This window comes from Pseudomonas sp. F-14 TE3623 (assembly GCF_053629015.1).
Genome location: NZ_JBRJHM010000001.1, coordinates 1,050,250 through 1,066,664, shown reverse-complemented (window position 1 = coordinate 1,066,664; position 16,415 = coordinate 1,050,250). Strand labels below are relative to the sequence as shown.

17 protein-coding genes, 1 tRNA gene and 1 pseudogene are annotated in these 16,415 nt (G+C 55.6%); 11 read left to right on the top strand and 8 right to left on the bottom strand.

All coding sequences use genetic code 11. The annotated features are described in order from the left end of the window. The first annotated feature begins 16 nt into the window (after positions 1 to 16). From AB7M29_RS04875 to AB7M29_RS04845, 7 genes and pseudogenes are all read left to right on the top strand, one after another. On the top strand, positions 17 to 712 hold the full coding sequence (locus AB7M29_RS04875) for an ABC transporter permease (protein WP_008068748.1): 696 nt from the start codon (positions 17 to 19) through the stop codon (positions 710 to 712). Next, a complete protein-coding gene (locus AB7M29_RS04870) occupies positions 709 to 1,398 on the top strand; it encodes an ABC transporter permease (protein ID WP_123498398.1) in 690 nt (229 codons plus the stop codon). Before AB7M29_RS04875 ends, AB7M29_RS04870 begins: the two co-directional genes overlap by 4 nt. Further along, a complete protein-coding gene (locus tag AB7M29_RS04865) occupies positions 1,379 to 2,608 on the top strand; it encodes a methyltransferase (protein ID WP_454246445.1) in 1,230 nt (409 codons plus the stop codon). Before AB7M29_RS04870 ends, AB7M29_RS04865 begins: the two co-directional genes overlap by 20 nt. Positions 2,609 to 3,281: 673 nt before the next feature. Next, a tRNA-Thr gene (locus AB7M29_RS04860) sits at positions 3,282 to 3,357 on the top strand. A gap of 171 nt (positions 3,358 to 3,528) precedes the next feature. Then, positions 3,529 to 4,851 (top strand): tyrosine-type recombinase/integrase, encoded by a 1,323-nt coding sequence (locus AB7M29_RS04855; RefSeq protein WP_454246444.1) that lies wholly within the window; start codon positions 3,529 to 3,531, stop codon positions 4,849 to 4,851. 913 nt (positions 4,852 to 5,764) lie between these two features. Then, on the top strand, positions 5,765 to 6,745 hold the full coding sequence (locus AB7M29_RS04850; RefSeq protein ID WP_454246443.1) for an integrase domain-containing protein: 981 nt from the start codon (positions 5,765 to 5,767) through the stop codon (positions 6,743 to 6,745). Beyond that, positions 6,742 to 7,011: pseudogene (locus AB7M29_RS04845) on the top strand (hypothetical protein); the annotation flags it as partial. The gene AB7M29_RS04850 and the pseudogene AB7M29_RS04845, both read left to right, overlap by 4 nt. Before the next feature lie 89 nt (positions 7,012 to 7,100). Here the strand turns inward: AB7M29_RS04845 and AB7M29_RS04840 are convergent. The 3 genes from AB7M29_RS04840 to AB7M29_RS04830 all read right to left on the bottom strand — a co-directional run bounded on the left by AB7M29_RS04840 (position 7,101) and on the right by AB7M29_RS04830 (position 9,284). After that, positions 7,101 to 8,063 carry a hypothetical protein gene (locus tag AB7M29_RS04840; RefSeq protein WP_454246442.1) on the bottom strand — a complete coding sequence of 321 codons (963 nt, stop codon included), beginning with the start codon at positions 8,061 to 8,063 and terminating at the stop codon, positions 7,101 to 7,103. Between the two features lie 305 nt (positions 8,064 to 8,368). Next, positions 8,369 to 8,854, bottom strand: coding sequence for a toll/interleukin-1 receptor domain-containing protein (locus AB7M29_RS04835; RefSeq protein WP_454246441.1), 486 nt, complete (start codon positions 8,852 to 8,854; stop codon positions 8,369 to 8,371). A 283-nt stretch (positions 8,855 to 9,137) separates the two neighbouring features. Continuing rightward, entirely contained in the window at positions 9,138 to 9,284 is a 147-nt protein-coding gene (locus AB7M29_RS04830; protein ID WP_177323902.1) for a hypothetical protein, read from the bottom strand. A gap of 395 nt (positions 9,285 to 9,679) precedes the next feature. Between AB7M29_RS04830 and AB7M29_RS04825 the strand changes: the two genes are divergently transcribed. Next, the gene (locus tag AB7M29_RS04825) at positions 9,680 to 10,591 is read left to right on the top strand and encodes a helix-turn-helix transcriptional regulator (RefSeq protein WP_454246440.1); all 912 of its coding nucleotides are present in this window, start codon (positions 9,680 to 9,682) and stop codon (positions 10,589 to 10,591) included. A gap of 336 nt (positions 10,592 to 10,927) precedes the next feature. Here AB7M29_RS04825 and AB7M29_RS04820 read toward each other — a convergent pair whose 3' ends face one another. Together AB7M29_RS04820 and AB7M29_RS04815 are read right to left on the bottom strand one after the other, a co-directional pair. Then, positions 10,928 to 11,677, bottom strand: a complete 750-nt coding sequence (locus AB7M29_RS04820; RefSeq protein ID WP_217855245.1) for a hydroxypyruvate isomerase family protein — start codon at positions 11,675 to 11,677, stop codon at positions 10,928 to 10,930. Next, entirely contained in the window at positions 11,637 to 12,371 is a 735-nt protein-coding gene (locus AB7M29_RS04815) for an arylsulfatase (RefSeq protein WP_454246439.1), read from the bottom strand. The genes AB7M29_RS04820 and AB7M29_RS04815 overlap by 41 nt, the downstream gene beginning before the upstream one ends. A 154-nt stretch (positions 12,372 to 12,525) precedes the next feature. Between AB7M29_RS04815 and AB7M29_RS04810 the strand changes: the two genes are divergently transcribed. The 3 genes from AB7M29_RS04810 (at position 12,526) to AB7M29_RS04800 (ending at position 14,664) form a co-directional block, all read left to right on the top strand. Then, positions 12,526 to 13,440 carry a GntR family transcriptional regulator gene (locus AB7M29_RS04810; protein WP_217855239.1) on the top strand — a complete coding sequence of 305 codons (915 nt, stop codon included), beginning with the start codon at positions 12,526 to 12,528 and terminating at the stop codon, positions 13,438 to 13,440. Between the two features lie 218 nt (positions 13,441 to 13,658). Continuing rightward, positions 13,659 to 14,195: a hypothetical protein gene (locus tag AB7M29_RS04805; protein ID WP_454246438.1), complete on the top strand. Its 537-nt coding sequence runs from the start codon at positions 13,659 to 13,661 to the stop codon at positions 14,193 to 14,195. A 145-nt stretch (positions 14,196 to 14,340) separates the two neighbouring features. Beyond that, positions 14,341 to 14,664 carry a hypothetical protein gene (locus tag AB7M29_RS04800; protein ID WP_063341871.1) on the top strand — a complete coding sequence of 108 codons (324 nt, stop codon included), beginning with the start codon at positions 14,341 to 14,343 and terminating at the stop codon, positions 14,662 to 14,664. Positions 14,665 to 14,730: 66 nt separating this feature from the next. On the opposite strand, the gene AB7M29_RS04795 is transcribed toward AB7M29_RS04800, so the two are convergent. Genes AB7M29_RS04795 through AB7M29_RS04785 form a run of 3 tightly spaced genes read right to left on the bottom strand, consistent with a single transcriptional unit; the run spans position 14,731 to position 16,358 of the window. Further along, positions 14,731 to 15,441 (bottom strand): SDR family NAD(P)-dependent oxidoreductase, encoded by a 711-nt coding sequence (locus tag AB7M29_RS04795; protein WP_217855237.1) that lies wholly within the window; start codon positions 15,439 to 15,441, stop codon positions 14,731 to 14,733. A gap of 42 nt (positions 15,442 to 15,483) precedes the next feature. Beyond that, positions 15,484 to 16,140, bottom strand: coding sequence for a DsbA family oxidoreductase (locus tag AB7M29_RS04790; protein WP_454246437.1), 657 nt, complete (start codon positions 16,138 to 16,140; stop codon positions 15,484 to 15,486). Continuing rightward, complete coding sequence (locus AB7M29_RS04785) at positions 16,137 to 16,358, bottom strand: tautomerase family protein (protein ID WP_123361089.1); 222 nt, start codon at positions 16,356 to 16,358, stop codon at positions 16,137 to 16,139. Before AB7M29_RS04785 ends, AB7M29_RS04790 begins: the two co-directional genes overlap by 4 nt. Positions 16,359 to 16,415 lie beyond the last annotated feature (57 nt).

Here is a 16,415-nt window from a genome sequence, read left to right as displayed (position 1 = left end):
ATTTGAAAAGAATTCCATGATTATCGACCTCTACGGATTCGGCCCGGCGCTCGCCGCTGGTGCGCTGATGACTGTGAAACTGGCACTCTCGGCCTTGTGCCTGGGGCTGGTGCTCGGTCTGCTCGGCGCCTTGGCCAAGACTTCCCCGTACAAGCCGCTGCAATGGCTTGGCGGCACTTATTCGACGCTGGTTCGCGGTATCCCGGAATTGCTTTGGGTGCTGTTGATCTACTTCGGCACGGTCAACCTGATGCGTGCCCTGGGCGAGTTCTTCGGCAACCCCGACCTCGAACTCAACGCCTTCGCCGCCGGCGTGATTGCGCTGGGGCTGTGCTTTGGCGCCTACGCCACGGAAGTGTTTCGCGGTGCGATTCTGGCGATCCCAAAGGGTCACCGTGAAGCCGGCGTGGCCCTGGGCCTGTCGAAATTCCGCATCTTTACCCGGCTGATCATGCCGCAGATGTGGCGCATCGCACTTCCCGGCCTGGGCAACCTGTTCATGATCCTGATGAAAGACACCGCACTGGTCTCCGTCATCGGCCTGGAAGAAATCATGCGTCACACACAAATCGGCGTGACCATATCCAAGCAACCGTTCACCTTCTATATGGTGGCCGCCTTCATGTATCTGGGCCTGACCATTCTGGCCATGACCGGCATGCACTTTATGGAACGACGCGCCGCTCGCGGCTTCGCGAGGAGCACCCAATGAACTGGGAAGTCATCATCAAGTGGCTGCCGAAACTGGCTCAGGGCGCGACACTGACTCTGGAACTGGTGGCTATCGCCGTGATTGCCGGGTTGTTGCTGGCGATTCCGCTGGGCATCGCTCGCTCGTCGCGACTCTGGTACGTGCGGGCATTCCCCTACGGCTACATCTTCTTTTTCCGTGGTACGCCGTTGCTGGTTCAGCTGTTTCTGGTCTATTACGGCTTGGCGCAGTTCGACGCGGTGCGTAACAGTTCGATGTGGCCCTATCTGCGCAGTCCATTCTGGTGCGCTACCGCGACCATGACCCTACACACCGCGGCCTATATCGCCGAGATCCTGCGTGGCGCGATCCAGGCGATTCCGCCGGGCGAAATTGAAGCGGCGCGGGCGCTGGGCATGTCCCGGGCCAAAGCGCTGTTCTACATTATGCTACCGCGTGCTGCGCGCATCGGCCTGCCGGCCTACAGTAACGAAGTGATCCTGATGCTCAAAGCCAGCGCCCTGGCCAGCACCGTGACCTTGCTGGAACTGACCGGCATGGCCCGCACCATCATTGCCCGCACCTACCTGCCGGTGGAGATCTTCTTCGCAGCAGGCATGTTCTATCTGCTGATGGCTTACGTGCTGGTTCGTGGCTTCAAGCTGCTGGAGCGCTGGTTGCGCGTCGATGCCTGCCAAGGGCGTTGATTCCTGCGCGCTGACGGGCGAGGCCCTGCTCGCCCGTTTCACCGCGCTGGATGCTTTTCTGATCGAGCATCAGGCGCTGTGGAAACCTCGACCGTTTACCCATTTGCAACTGCCTTGGGAAGCGTCCTACCCGGAGTTGGCGTTTTGGCTACGCGGGCGGTCGCTGGAGGATGCGGAAAGCAGTCATAACCAACCTTGTTTGCTTGATGCGCCGGAGCCGTTTGCTTCATTGGCGGCGATGTCTGCTGAACTGAGCGCGGTGGGTGAGTTGCCGGCTCGTGCGCTTGAAGCGGCAGGCCATCGCTTGAATGTGGATGTGCCAGGGCGCAAGTGGCAGCAGATCGAAGCCTTCGCCAGTCGGTTGGAGTTCGCTTCGGCACCGAAGCATTGGCTGGATTGGTGCTCGGGCAAAGGCCATTTGGGGCGACGCCTGCTGCAAACCGGGCAACAATTGACGTGCCTGGAGTTCGATCCGGCACTGGTTGCCAGCGGCCAGGCACTCAGTCAGCGTCATCAATTGCATGCGCTGCATGTCGAGCAGGATGTACTCGCGCCTGGCGCAGCCTCATTATTGAACGCCGATCACACGCCGGTCGCATTGCACGCCTGCGGTGATCTGCATGTACGGCTGATCCAACTCGCCAGCGTCGCCGGTTGCAAACAACTGGCCATCGCACCCTGCTGCTACAACCGGATCAGTCTGAACACCTATCAGCCGCTTTCCTGTGCAGCTGAGCGCTCCGACCTACACCTTTCCCTCGATGATCTTGCGCTGCCGATGAACGAAACCGTCACCGCCGGCGCTCGCGTTCGACGTCAGCGCGACACCTCCATGGCCCGGCGCTTGGCGTTCGACCTTCTGCAACGACAACTGCGCGGCATCGATGAATACCTGCCAACCCCTTCCCTTCCCAGCGCCTGGCTGGACAAACCTTTCGCCGATTACTGCCGCGATCTGGCTGCACTCAAAGACTTATCCACAGTCGGCGCGCCGGATTGGACTACACTGGAAGCCGCCGGTTGGCAGCGATTGGCCGAAGTGCGCAACCTGGAGCTGCTGCGAGGCCTTTTCCGACGGCCGCTGGAACTGTGGCTGGTACTTGATCGGGCACTTTTCCTCATTCAGCAGGGTTATACCGTTCGCCTCGGCACCTTCTGTGAAACTCCACTCACGCCGCGCAATTTCCTACTCCTTGCAGAACGCCCTTAAACAGCCACATCCTGTGGATAACTCTGTTGATAGATTTATCATGGATCCAATATCCACGCTGTTTTACGCCCAAAACACTGCTGGTCATTTTTTGTTCACACAAATAAAAAACCCGCAAAACAGGCATTTGCGGACAAATGAGAACGAGTCTACAAAATCGTAATGAACAGGTAGTCGCCCCTAGTCCATTGTGCATAAGCATTTCATCAAAACGTCATAACCGCCGAATACCGGACACCCATTGCGGAAAATTGCGCCCTGCAATACACGTTCACAAGAACGCCGACAATACGGTCATGAACAAGAAAAAACTGACCGACAGGATGCGACCGTGACGTTCATTTCTTATGCACAGAATTTCGAAGACATCCGCCTGCGGCGCACTCAAACCCGCCTTCGACATCCCGCCGCGCAACCTGGAGGACTTCCATTTCCACAAAGCCCACAACTTCAGACCTCCATCCCCGACACCGAAAACCACCTCGCCGCTGCCCTGTAACGCGCCGGACACGCTGAAGCGCAGCTATGGACGATGAAAAACAGCCGAGCCTGGCGCACCCTTCAGAAACTCAAGAACGTGCTGGTTCACGCCAGATCAAACGCCTGCATAAAAATAGTCTGAATTCAGGGGTTTACAGAACCAACCCAATCGCTATAATCGTCGCCCTAACACGCCGGTATAGCTCAGTTGGTAGAGCAACTGACTTGTAATCAGTAGGTCCCGGGTTCGACTCCTGGTGCCGGCACCATACAAGGTTCCAGAGAAGGCTTTCAAAATCTCTGGAACCCCCGAAAAACCCGCCTTCTGGCGGGTTTTTTCGTTTTGGCGTTCCATCGGATTCCGTCAGAAACCGGTGGATTCCAACCGTTTTAGGGGTAGTGTTAGGGGTAAGGTAATTCGATAAAGGGGGAGTACCCTTATGTCGCGCACCACTGCTCCACTCTCCGATTCGGCTTGCCGCTCAGCCAAGCCCACCGACCGCGCTTACAAGCTTTTCGACGGCGACGGCCTCTACCTTCTAGTCCAACCCAATGGCCGTAAAGGCTGGCGTCTCAGGTATGTAAAACCTGATGGCCGCGAAGGACTGACCTCGTTCGGCAGCTACCCCGTGGTCGGCCTCGCCGATGCTCGCAACAAGCGCCTGGAGGTCAAGCGGATGCTGGCGAAAGGCATCGACCCCATAGAGACCAAACACCAAGCCAAGACGCAGGCCGCAATCAAAGGCCGATCCTTTGAAAGCGCCGCACTGGACTGGCACAAAGCGATGTCTGCCAAATGGGCTCCGGGCCATGCCAAGACCGTCCTGAGCCGCCTCAAAACCCATGTCTTCCCGCTGATCGGCGCTCGCTCTATTGTCGATCTGGACACCCATGACCTGATGCAGCCTTTGGAAGCGATCCAGAAACGCGGCACGATTGACGTCGCTTTAAGGGTACAAAACTATCTACAAAGCATCATGCGCGAGGCGAAACGTGCTCGACAGATCGCGGCAAACCCTGCCTCCGACCTTGAAGGCTTGATCAAAGCCCCGAGGGTGATTCACCGCCCTGCTTTACCCTTATCGCGTCTGCCTGAATTGCAGGAGCATATCGACACCTACAGAGGCCGAGCACTTACTCGGCTGACGGTCATGCTCTCGCTGCATGTGTTCGTCCGCTCCAGCGAACTGCGCTTCGCCCGCTGGAGCGAGTTCGACCTCAAGCGCGGCACCTGGGAGATACCGGACACTCGACCCGCGTTGGACGGAGTACCCTTTTCAACAAGAGGTACGAAGATGGCCGGGGACATCCACCTTGTACCCTTATCGCCGCAAGCCGTGGCCCTGCTTGAACAGATCCACGCCCTCACCGGCGAATTCGACCTGGTGTTTGCAGGCGATGCCAAGCCCTGGAAACCCATGTCTGAAAACACGGTGAATAGCGCACTCAGAAAGATGGGCTACGACACCAAAACGGAAATCTGCGGTCATGGCTTTCGCTCAATGGCCTGTAGCTCACTGATTGAATCAGGACTGTGGTCCGAGACCGCTATTGAAAGGCAGATGAGTCACAAGGAACGCAACAACGTCCGCGCCGCATACATCCACAAGGCCGAGTTCATTGAGGAGCGCAGGCTGATCATGAACTGGTGGAGCCGGTATCTGGAGGCCAACCGGCAGGAACATGTCACTCCACACGAATTCGCGAACCAGACGGGGGCGAACGTCACTCGCCTAAAAGCAAAACGTGGCGCAACCGAGTAAGCGCTCGGTCTTCATATCTCAGTGATCCGCTTGTCCACGCGGGTCCATCCAAACAGGGCTGCAAAGCCGCCCTGTTTGGATGGACCTCACTTAAAAAATCTAAAGCCCACGCAACTGTCTGTGGAAAACCACTGATTTCCACCGGTGGATAATTTCATCCACAGCCGCAGCACTCCCGAAAATTCGAGTCTTGACCCGAATTATCCACAGGCGTAGAAAAGATCGGGCAAAGCGCTGTCGTTGACAGCAACCCAAGTAGCCAGAACCTTTGAGGCTACGCCACACCGTGGTGGTTCTCCCAAAGTGCGATTAGCGTCCGGCGGCTCGCACGGTCACAGCGATGTGATGGATGCCTACTTTTACCAGTGTGCCCACTGTGGCAACTCATCCCCTTTTCATAGCTGCCCTGCAGCAACCTATCCGCTTGGCCATTTCCTTGCTCCAACCTGCGCCCGTCTCTTTCTACCGGAAAGAGACGGGCGCTCCTACCGCTGCTGCAGCCCAACTCGTACAAGGCTTTGCGGCATTCCCCCTTGTGACAATCGGCGTGACAAACACCGAAGCCACCAGCAACAGCGATGCAGATGATGGTGCCGCAGCCCACGGAATGGACTGCACCTGACTGACAGTCAGGTATGCCCCGGTCATCGCTTCACTGCCTTCACCCGACTCAGGATCTCGCGGCATTGGTCTCGTCAACCGGCGCAGCCTCCACCCGCCCACTTCTTCGGAAGTGCTCAGGAGGCCAGATCATGAGGTGCCCAAGCTCTCGGTCGTAAAGAGCCGCCAGTCCCGCGTTAGTGGACAACCCTCACAGGTCGCAGGGGCCTTGATCCCTGATAACACTCAACATTCGTGGCGGGATGACGTGGGGGAGGGTTTTAAAAGTTTTTGCTTCGAGAGGAGTTTGATCATGGCCTTGGTCGGTAGACGGGATGGGCGAAATTTTGGGTATGGTCGGCAGTTGAGTTATGCCGGGGTGCAGGCATTGAAAGACATGTTCGGCGGTGGCCACTACGGCACGGTCAAGGCGCATTCTGATCGGTGGCAGGCATTTGTGAAGTGGTGCCGATCCGAACAGGGGCCCGGTATCAATGATGCGCGGCAGGTTGATCGGAAGGTGTTGGCCGACTATGCGGCGTATCTCCGTGACCTGGTTGGGCGCGGCGACCTCGCCATCAGCACCGCGCAAAATCGGCTATCCAGCGTTAACAGGACCATAGCGGCGCTTCGCGGTGATCAGTGCGTGAAATTGCCAAGTCCGAGCAAGGCGTTGGGTATGCAGCGCACCGGGGTTCGACACTCGGTGCCGCAGGGCCAGGACCGCGAACAGGTTAAGCAGATCGTCGATGCGCTTTGCAGCCATCATCAGCTAAGGGCCGCCGCTATCGTTCTATTGGCGCGAGCCACCGGCATGCGCTTGCGTGAGGCCATCTTGGCGGATCTGCCACGGTTAAGTCGGGAGGCTAGAGAATTCGGCAAGATCAACATCCAAGACGGCACCAAAGGCGGCCGCGCCGGTGCATCCGCTCCCCGCTGGATTACGGTGGATGAGAAAGTTCGAATAACACTGGGATTTGCGGAGCAGGTATCGCCTGCGGGTAGCCACAACCTGATTGCGCCAAGCGAAAGTTACTTGAGTGTTCTGCAGAAAGTCGTCCGCCCGGCACGGGACGTCCTACATGCACAAAACCTCAAAGGCTTCCATGAGCTACGAGCGGCCTATGCATGTGAGCGCTATGAGCAAATCACCCAACACCGCGCGCCTATTAACGGTGGCCAATGCTGCCAGTTAGATCAGCGTCTTGATCATGAAGCCCGACGGCAAATCAGCTATGAACTGGGGCACGGTCGGATTGACGTGGTTGCTGCCTACATTGGGGGGCGCGCATGAGCAAGCCATTCGATATGGAGCTGTTCTTGGCTGGAGTGCTGACCGGATCGCACGCGACGCGGCAACGTCACTTACGGCAGGCACAAACCATACAGAATAAAATTGCACTGCGCTGGCAGCGAGCGACTCCCTGGGCTTGGCAGCGAAAGCATTTGACTTGGTTCATAGAGCATTGTCTCGCCAGCCATGACGAGACGACACAATACTACTATCTGCTTACTATCCGACTGCTCGCTCGGCGCCTAGAAACGTCATGGGCTTTCAATCTCAAACTGGGATGTGATTCAGATAGTCACGACCGACAGCAACCGGCTCAAAGCAGACGTCAACATGAGTAGGAAATGCCTGCTCTGCGTCAAAGTGAATAAATCTTCTCGTGCACGCCACTCTTCTTGACTTTCGACGTTTCGAACGCATAGTCATGTTCATCAAAATTACACTCCGAAATAAAATGAGTGTATTTCAAACTCTTCACGCGAGCCATGGTCTTGCTTTTGCGCAACTCCGTTGTTTTATTCTGAACATTCATTTCAGGTTTGAAGTAGTTGATCAAACCGGCCTCGGCGGCGAGCACAAGATTTTCTTCCCCTAAGGTCATATAGTCGTTAGGTTGTTTGATGACCATGCCGTCGCGAGACGCCATCGCCTCGAACTGTGGCGTGAAGAAGTACAGATAGATTTCCGCATTGTCCTCGCATTCTGCTTGGGCTTGCTGCACACGCTTGTGCCCATCCATTCGGTCAGACAGCTCCATGGCCTTGCCGATGTACATAACTTCGTACTTTTCCGGAAGGTCATCGGTAACACGCAGCAGTTGATGAGCAAAGATGATATGCCTATTTTCATCCTTGGGCGTCGGGTCCACAGGTGTCAGAAAATGGTAGGCGATTGCCCGATCCGCACGCTCCTTCTCCCCGCTCCCCGGCATGACGGCTGCAACCATGGGCTCTCGCTTCAACAGGCGCTCATACTCATCTGCGGACTCGACATATTGAATCATTGATTGCAGATGGACCGGTGTCGGAAAGAATTCTTTATTGATAGCAGGCGCGCCGTGCATCAGTTGAGCAATGTCGACCTTGTGAGGGCGCGACAGCATGCCCTGTGAGGCATACTTAAACACAATCTGGCACTTTTTGCTCAGCGAGGCACTGGAAAATCGCACTTTACGTCGTTTGACGAGAAAATAGATTCGCCCGCTTCTGAATCTATCCACCGTCTCTAGAGGCACTTCGAATTCGCGATACAACTTATCAGGCGTAATAAAGAATGCGTCTACCAGATGAGACTTAAGAATTTTGAACGGTGGCTTTATCATAACTAATCCTTAGGCGATATAATCCCACGACACCGGGCCAATTATATCGATTCACCTAACACTCTATAGATATTCAATGACAACCTGCGGCCAATTACCAATGGCAATTATCGAGCCAAAGCTGCTACACCCGAGCCCTACGCTGCCAACCGCCCCTTAGCTGCTCTTTACAGAGAGCAGATAGGGATCGGAAACAGGCTCCAACTCTTGCGCTAACAGTTTCTCCAGCGATCAGTCCATTCGAATAAAGCGGAGAACTTTTTCACGCAAGCGCAGCAGGATAACGAACCAACTGATTGCCAAATCTAGAACGCGACCAACTCGGCAATCTTTTCAGCTATCACCGACATCGAATCTTCAGCGGTGTCCAGACCGCTTCGGGAAGCGAGCAAGGGGCTGACATTGCGGAGAGCTTCATACGTCGTGTTGTGCACGATGGGAACGAGCTGATTACCTGCCAGGAGTGCCGAAAGCTCTTTGTCGGCGACGCTCTCTTTGGGGAGGCGAGCCAACAGCGCAGGGGTCACCAGCACAAGCCCAATTCGCGAATTCGCTAAGCCCTTGTCGATGGCGCGCATCATCGGAACGCCGAGGCCAAGGTCCTTCTCGCTAAACCAAACCTTGACACCAGCAGCTACTAGAAGCTCGTGCAGCTCTTTGGCCGCCCCTTGCCGATCGTCCCACGCGTGGCACAGAAATACGTCACGCAGGTCAGGTTGCGCCGCTGCTCGCGTCTCAACGGTCTGGCGAATTGGTTGAAGTGATTGCACTTGATCCAATGTATATGACACGGACGAACCAGCTTTGGACCAGCGTGGCCTTGAACTACCGCCCGATCTACCAGCCCCACCATTATTGCTATAGCTGCTATAGCTACTCCCGCTGCTACCAAATGATGGGGTGTAGGAGCGAGAGCTGCTGCGGTAGCGGCACGCAGGGCAGGCTGCTGCCGCTGCCGCTGAGCTATGTCCGCGTATCGGTGCTGTACATCTAGACATTTCTTAACCCTTTCATGTACGGAGCGAGTGGCCTTCAGGACACAAAAATGTGTCCTGGGCTCTGTTTAAGCGATTATCAACTGGTCGCTTTTGGGCGAATGACGATACGGAACGGTTGCCCGTTAGCACGTCGAATCACCTTCCCCGACTTGGTGGTGATGGTCATCCGGTAGATAACCTCGCCTTCCCCATCGGGTTTTTCGAACATCTCAAGCTGGGACATGGAATGCCTCCTTCGAGATGGCTCAAACACAGAACTCGCTCCCTTGCGAAAGGACCCCATAGGGGCTACCATCCACAAGCTTTTTCCACAAAGCGCGAGAGACACCTGGAGCCGATTCAGACGTCTTTTTCCGAAGGCCGGTCAAGTTCGTACCTTGACCGGCTTTTGTGTTTCTGGCGTTCTGACATTTCATCCGAGCCGCCACTTTGAAGCTCATAATGTACTACAGATAGACACAACAGGAAACCACAACAGGAATGTATCATCGGCATTTTGATTACGTCAAGTGCTCTCATGTGCTATCGTGGGATCTCAGATGCGCCCGACCAGACGTTGGGGGCATTCCGCAAGGCAGGTAAGAAGGCAAGACCGTAAGAAGGCAAGACGGAGAGCAAATGATTGATTTGAGCGAATATAGCCAGGCGCAACGGGAGCGTCTGGTGTACATAGATTTCCGACTGTATTTCACGGGGACCGCTTCACGCACTGACCTCATGGATAGATTCGGGGTGGGCGCGGCTGCTGCCACTCGTGATTTCGCGCAGTATCGAGAGATTGCTCCTCAGAACACTGAGCTCGACACTGTGACCAAGCACTATGTGATGCGCGAGACGTTCTCGCCTCTAGTCGCGCATTCGCCGGAGCGCGTGCTCACAGCTCTCTCCCATGGGTACGGATACAGTCTGGATGGAGACAAGCCATTCATCCTAAATGAATCGGTTTCGCTGCTCAGCAAGCCGAAAGTAGAAGTTTTGGCGCCAATCTCGCGCGCAATCAGCCTCAACCAAGTGGTGAAAATCAGCTACACCTCGGGCTCGGGAAAATCTGAACGGGAGATTGTGCCGTTCGCTTTCAGTTGCGACGGCTTGCGCTGGCACGTCCGCGCGTACGATCGTAAGCGCGGAGAGTTTGTGGACTTTGTTCTAGCTCGAATCGGATCTGCTCAAGTTCAACTGGGAGAAAAGCCACTCGCCAAAGAGAACCAGAAGAACGATGACCAGTGGAATCGAATGCTCGACCTCCCTCTTGTCCCTCATCCTGATAAGGATTGTGCACAGATCATGATGTGCGACTACGACATGCCTGACGGTGTCCTAAGGCTTCGAGTTCGTGCGGCAATGGCTGGGTACGTCTTGCAGCAGTACCACGTGGACTGCTCGCCTGACCACAGCATCAAAGACAAGGCCTACCGCCTATGGCTTAGCGATCCCTTGGCTCTGTACGGGGTGGGGAGCTCAATGTTTGCGCCCGGATACAGAAGTCCAAATTTTGACGAGGCGGAAAGCGATAAAGTTGAAGGCAGCTAAACGAGCTGCGTTATACGTAAAATCGCGTCCAGGTATTTTCACTTTGCGAGGCAGAGTTTTCTTCGGGCTCACGATCATCTCCGCGATCATTTGGTGGTTTGGCTCTGATGCAGAACCTACTACGTTCATAGTGGAAGACAATCGGGCCAGTGCCTGAGGATAGTTTTAGAGATAGAAGCGCATAAACCTAACAATAAATAAATTATAAATCATATAGATATAAAGTCTTTCGACTCCTGGTGCCGCACCATACAAAACGAAGCCCTCGCAGAAATGCGAGGGCTTTGTTGTTTCTGGCGTACGTGAAATCCGAAACCCGTTCACGCGTCGCAAGCACTAAGCATTTAGCTGCTTTATCCAGTCAAGGCTCGCAACGGTAGAACCGGAAGGACGGTATTCACAACCGATCCATCCTGGATAGCCACGCTGCTCCAGCGCCGCGAACAAGGCAGCAAAGTCGATGCTCCCCGTTCCCGGTTCGTGACGACCCGGGCAGTCGGCAATCTGCACATGGACGGTTCTGTCATAAAACCGGTCCAGAACATCTGCTGCATCTGCGGTCAGAATCTGGGCATGGTAAAGATCGAGAATCAGCCCAACACTTGGAAAGGTCTCCAGCACCTGTTGTGCCTTGCTGAAGTCAGACATGTAGTAGCCCGGCATCGCCTGCGAACTGATCACTTCGATAAGCGGCCGCAAACCCTGATCTTCGAAGTACTTGACCGCATACTCCAGGTTACCCCCGAAAATAAGCGCCGCCTCATCCTGCGTCGTAACGCCAGACATGATGTGGACATCCGAACACGCCAGCGCCTTTGCATAGCTGGCGGCCTGGAGCAACCCGCTGCGAAATTCCTCTTCCTTGCCCTGCAAGGCAGCGATGCCTTTGGTAACGCCAGCCGGTGCAGCAAACTGAATCAGCGGCAGACTGTATTGAGCCAGGTGGTCGGCCAGGAGACTTGCGTCGAATTCGTATGGCGACGGGAACTCCACCGCCCGAAAACCAGCTGCTGCGGCAGCTTCGATGCGTTGTAGAAAAGGCAACTCATTGAATTGGAAACCGAGATGAGCATTGAACTTGAGCATTGGGTGAACATCCATCCTGGGAAGAAACGAAATCATCAGCCTGGAGCATCCTTCGCAGCTCCAGCACTGCACTATCGGGAGTGGTCAATACAGGCAGACCAGAGCAGGCCTGTGCTTGCCCTGCGGCGCTCGTCATCGAAAACTGGGCGAAACAAATCAGATCGCAGGCTCCGACCTGACTGGCCATATCCGCGATGGCAGTATCGTGATCTTCTTTGTTCCCTTCGCTCAGTGCCTGCATTGCGCCGGGGACAAAATAGGGCACCACCTCCAACGCTCGACCACTACGCTCAGCCACTTGTTTGAACTCGGCCATTATCGAGGTGATAGTTGGCTCGAATGTCGCCAGCACGGCAACACGCGATGCCTGCGTTAGAGCCAGGTTGATCATGGCTTCGTTCGGCTTGAGTACTGGAATGGCAATGTCCGGCTTGCATAGGTCGATGGCATCGCCGAAAGCCGAGCAGGTAAAAAGAATGGCGTCCGCTGCGCTTTGTACTGCGTAATGGGAAAGCGTCAGAAAGCGCGCCTTCATACTCGTGGTTAATCCGCCCTCCTCCACTCGGTCTCGGGACAACGAGTCTTCGAGCAGATTGATGATCTGCGCCTCCGGCCATAGCCGGGCAAAGGCCACCGTGATGGGATCGATCGCCAGTGCGGTCGCGTGGACCAGAAAAATGCGTGGAGCCTTCATCCTTAAGTGCCTCGACAAGGTTATTCGACAAGTCCGCCAGCGCTCTTTGTGCAGATACCCACATCCTCTTCGTATGGTATTTTCCAACCCCAGTCCGATGGGGGCATTTGCCCAGACGGGAACGGACTGAAGCTAACCATTCGAGATAGAGCCTGTGATCAAGAAAGACCTCGCCTTGCAGTTGGCCCCACGCGTTATCGACCTGGTTCGCGCCCGGTCGATGAAAGCCGGTGAGCCGTTGCGCGAGCAGACGTTCGCGCAAGCGCTGGGTGTTTCGCGCTCGCCTATTCGGCGTGTGTTTGCCTTGCTCGCTGAGTGGGATCTCGCCATTCAGGAGCCCAATCGTGGCTACTTTCTGAAGCAGGACGCAGGGCAGATTCAGGAAGCAACATTCCCTCTCGCCAGTGATCCTTTCGAAGACTTTTACCTTCGCGTAGTCGACGACATTCTTGGCGGCGAAATACCTGCCCACTTTTTCGAAGCGCAGCTGTTGCGCCGTTACGAAGTGCCCCGCGGACAATTGCTCAAGGTATTGAACAGGCTGGCCAGCGAAGCCATGGTGGAGCGCAAGCCGGGGCAAGGATGGAGCCTTAAAGACTTCGTGCATAACGCCCAGACACACATCCAAAGCTACCGCTTCCGTATGGCCATCGAGCCGGCCGCCCTGCTTGAGCCCGGTTATCAGATCAATCACGCCGCATTTGCCAAGGCCAGGCAGCAACAGCAGGCGATGCTCGATGGGGATATCCACACCTTGTCCCGCGCTCAACTGTTCCAAGTGGGCGCCCAGTTTCACGAACTGATCGTGCAGTGCTCCGGAAATGTCTTTTTCATTGATGCCATACGCCAGCAAAATCAACTCAGGCGTTTCATGGGCTACAAAGCCAACGTCGATCGCACTCGTCTTATGGCGCAATGCCAGGAACACATCCATTTGCTCGACCTCATCGAGTCTGATCGGCGTGAAGAAGCCGCGCAATTTCTCTGGAGGCATCTGGACGAAGTGGGCCGACTCAAGACTTCGCAGGACGTCATGCCAAAAGATGATGGGAATAGAGCGCACCACTAACACCCTATTTACTGATCGAAGCTTCGTCAGAGCGCTGTCCAAGAACTCGCTAATCAGCTTAGCACGATTGTTTCTACTCAATACAAAATACAAAAATACCGCTTCATCCGCACGGGGTGCGTTAATTTTATCGCCTGACATTGTATTTCATTACAATAATGAGCAATTATGCGCGCCGCTCGGACGGAACCGCATCGAATCACACAGGGATGATCGCAATGAACCAAAGGACGTTGGCTAGAGGAGCGGGAGTCTCGAACCTTCTGTTCGGGGTGTACACCATATTTGTTGCCCTGCTTGGATTGGCACTTGCCTATAGAGGGGGCGTTTTAGTTACCGCTGGCGGATCCCCCTATTACGCCATGATGGGCACCGCCCTGCTGCTATCGGCCATTCTCATCGGCCTGAAACAGTCCCTCGGCATCTACCTCTACGGCACAACTTCTCTGGCCACCTATGCCTGGGCGATCTGGGAGTCCGGGTACGACGGGTGGGACTTCATTCCGCGCTTAGCCTGGCTGGCCGTTCTCAGCGTTCTGTTTCTGGCTTTTTGGCCCTTGGTACGTCGTGACTTTGCCAACGCCAGAAGAAGTCATTACTTCACAATCATGGGTCTACTGCCGATTCTGATGGGGGGCACAATCCTGGTGTCCCTGTTCTTCCCGACAACCGTTCACCTTGCCGACTCGACGTGCGCAACGACGCGCCCCGAACAAAATATTGTGGGTTTAGTGGCGCGGACAACATTGGCCTGAACAGTCAGCACAAGAAGTCTCTCAGCCACCAATGAGCGGATTTCCCTCTGCTACGCTTCACAAGCCACTGCTTTCCTCAGTTGTGATTTCCGGTCAGTACGTGGCACCACACGACAAGAAACACAAACGAGTAAGGAACACTCCCATGACTCTCCACAAAATAACCCTGGCTGGTGCGCTGTTATTCACTCTGGCCGGCTGCAACTCCATCGCCAGCAGTACCAACACGCTAACCGATGAGCAGATCAAATCTCAGAGTGCCGGTGCGTTGGGCTATTCACCTTCTGACTTGAGTATTGTCAGCCGTCGTACCGAAGGCACGAATACTTATGTCGCGCTGAAAACCAACGATAACCAGCAGTTCAACTGCATCATTAACGGCGGCAACCTGCTGACACTGGGTATGACCAATCCGCCGTCATGCGCGAAGAAAGGTGAACCGATCAAGGTAGCGCCGTTCGGAGGTTAATGACTCAAGGATGAGAGCGCTGGTCGTCGTCCTTGCTGTGAACAGCGCCCTACTCCTGAACCGCTCTTAGTGTCCCGCACTCTGCCCACCATCGACATGCAAGATCTCGCCGGTGACAAAGTTGGCACTGTCCAGATAAACAACAGCTTGCGCAATGTCGCTGATCTCACCCATATGCCCAACCGGGTGCAAATTCCCCAAGGCTTCGTGAGTTTCCTCACCATGCATCGGCGTCTTGATGATGCCCGGGGAAACCGCGTTCACCCGAATCCCACGTTTGGCGTACTCGATGGCCAGGGATTTGGTCGCAGCGTTCAAGCCACCCTTGGTCAACGACGCCAATACTGACGGCACACCGTCGATGGCATGGTCCACCAGGCTGGTGGTGATGTTGACGACGTGACCGCTGCCCTGTTTTTCCATCTCGGTGATCGCGAGTTGGGTGATGTAGAAGAAACCATTCAGGTTCACCGACAACACCGCTGCGTAATCTTCGTGGGTGTAGGCGGTGAACGGCTTGGCGACGAAGATCCCGGCGTTATTGACCAGCGTATCGATACGGCCGAAACGTTCGATCGCTTCACGGATGACTCGCTGTGCGACCGCGGGGTCGCCGATGTCGCCGGCAACGGTGAGGATGTCTGGGTCGGTGGACGGCTGGATCGAACGCGAAGTGGCGACTACCCGGTAATCGAGATCACGGAAGGCCTTGACCATGCCTGCGCCGAGACCTTGGGAGGCGCCAGTAATAACGATGACTTTTTTCGAATTGCTCATGATGAACCTCGACTAATAAATGATGGTTTGAAAAGTGATCAATCACGCTTCGGCCGCGGCCTGCGCCATTTGCCTAAACATCTGTTCGTAGTACTCGACCGATTGCGACCCGGACACCAGGTGACGACCGTTAAGCACCATGGCCGGTACCGAATTGATGCCGCGCTCGCGGTAAAACGCCTCAAGCTCACGCACCTCATTGGCAAACGCTCCGGACGCCAACACCTCGCCTGCACGCTCTGCATCCAGTCCCGCCTGAGCCGCCAGACGCACCAGCGTCTGGTGATCGCTCGGGTTCTGGCCGGCGGCGAAGTAAGCGCGTAGCAACGCTTGCTTGAGTGCGATCTGCCGCCCTTTCTGCGACGCCCAGAACAACAAACGATGAGCATCAAAGGTGTTGTAGAAATGGCTGCACTTCTCCAGATCGAACTTGAACCCGATGGCCTCACCGCGGGCGATCTGCATCGCTTTGCCGGCGGCGACTTCCTCGGCGGTGCGCCCGTACTTGCGCATCAAATGCTCGACCGCGTTCTCGCCTTCCGCTGGCATGTCCGGGTTTAACTCAAAGGGCTTGAAGGTCAGCTCGACGGAGACTTCACCGGCCACGTTCTCGATCGCTTGCTCCAGCGCCGTCGCGCCCAAGGCGCACCATGGGCACACCACGTCGGAGACGAAATCGATGGTGACGGACGCGGTCATGACTGCCCCTGCTCCTCAGCGAGTTGTTTTCGGTACTGGGTGGTGGTGATCCCGGCATAGCCCCAGTTATCGGTGTCGACTTCTTCGATCACGATGTGGGTCAGGTCCGGGCGCTTGTTGAGGACGCGTTCCAGGGTTTCAGTGATTTCAGCGATCACCTGAGCTTTCTGCTCTGAGGTAACGCCATCGCGGGTGATGCGTACGCTTACGAAAGGCATGGGGGAAATCTCCAGTGACCTTCTCATCGGAATGATGGGGAGGCGTTGGAGAGGACT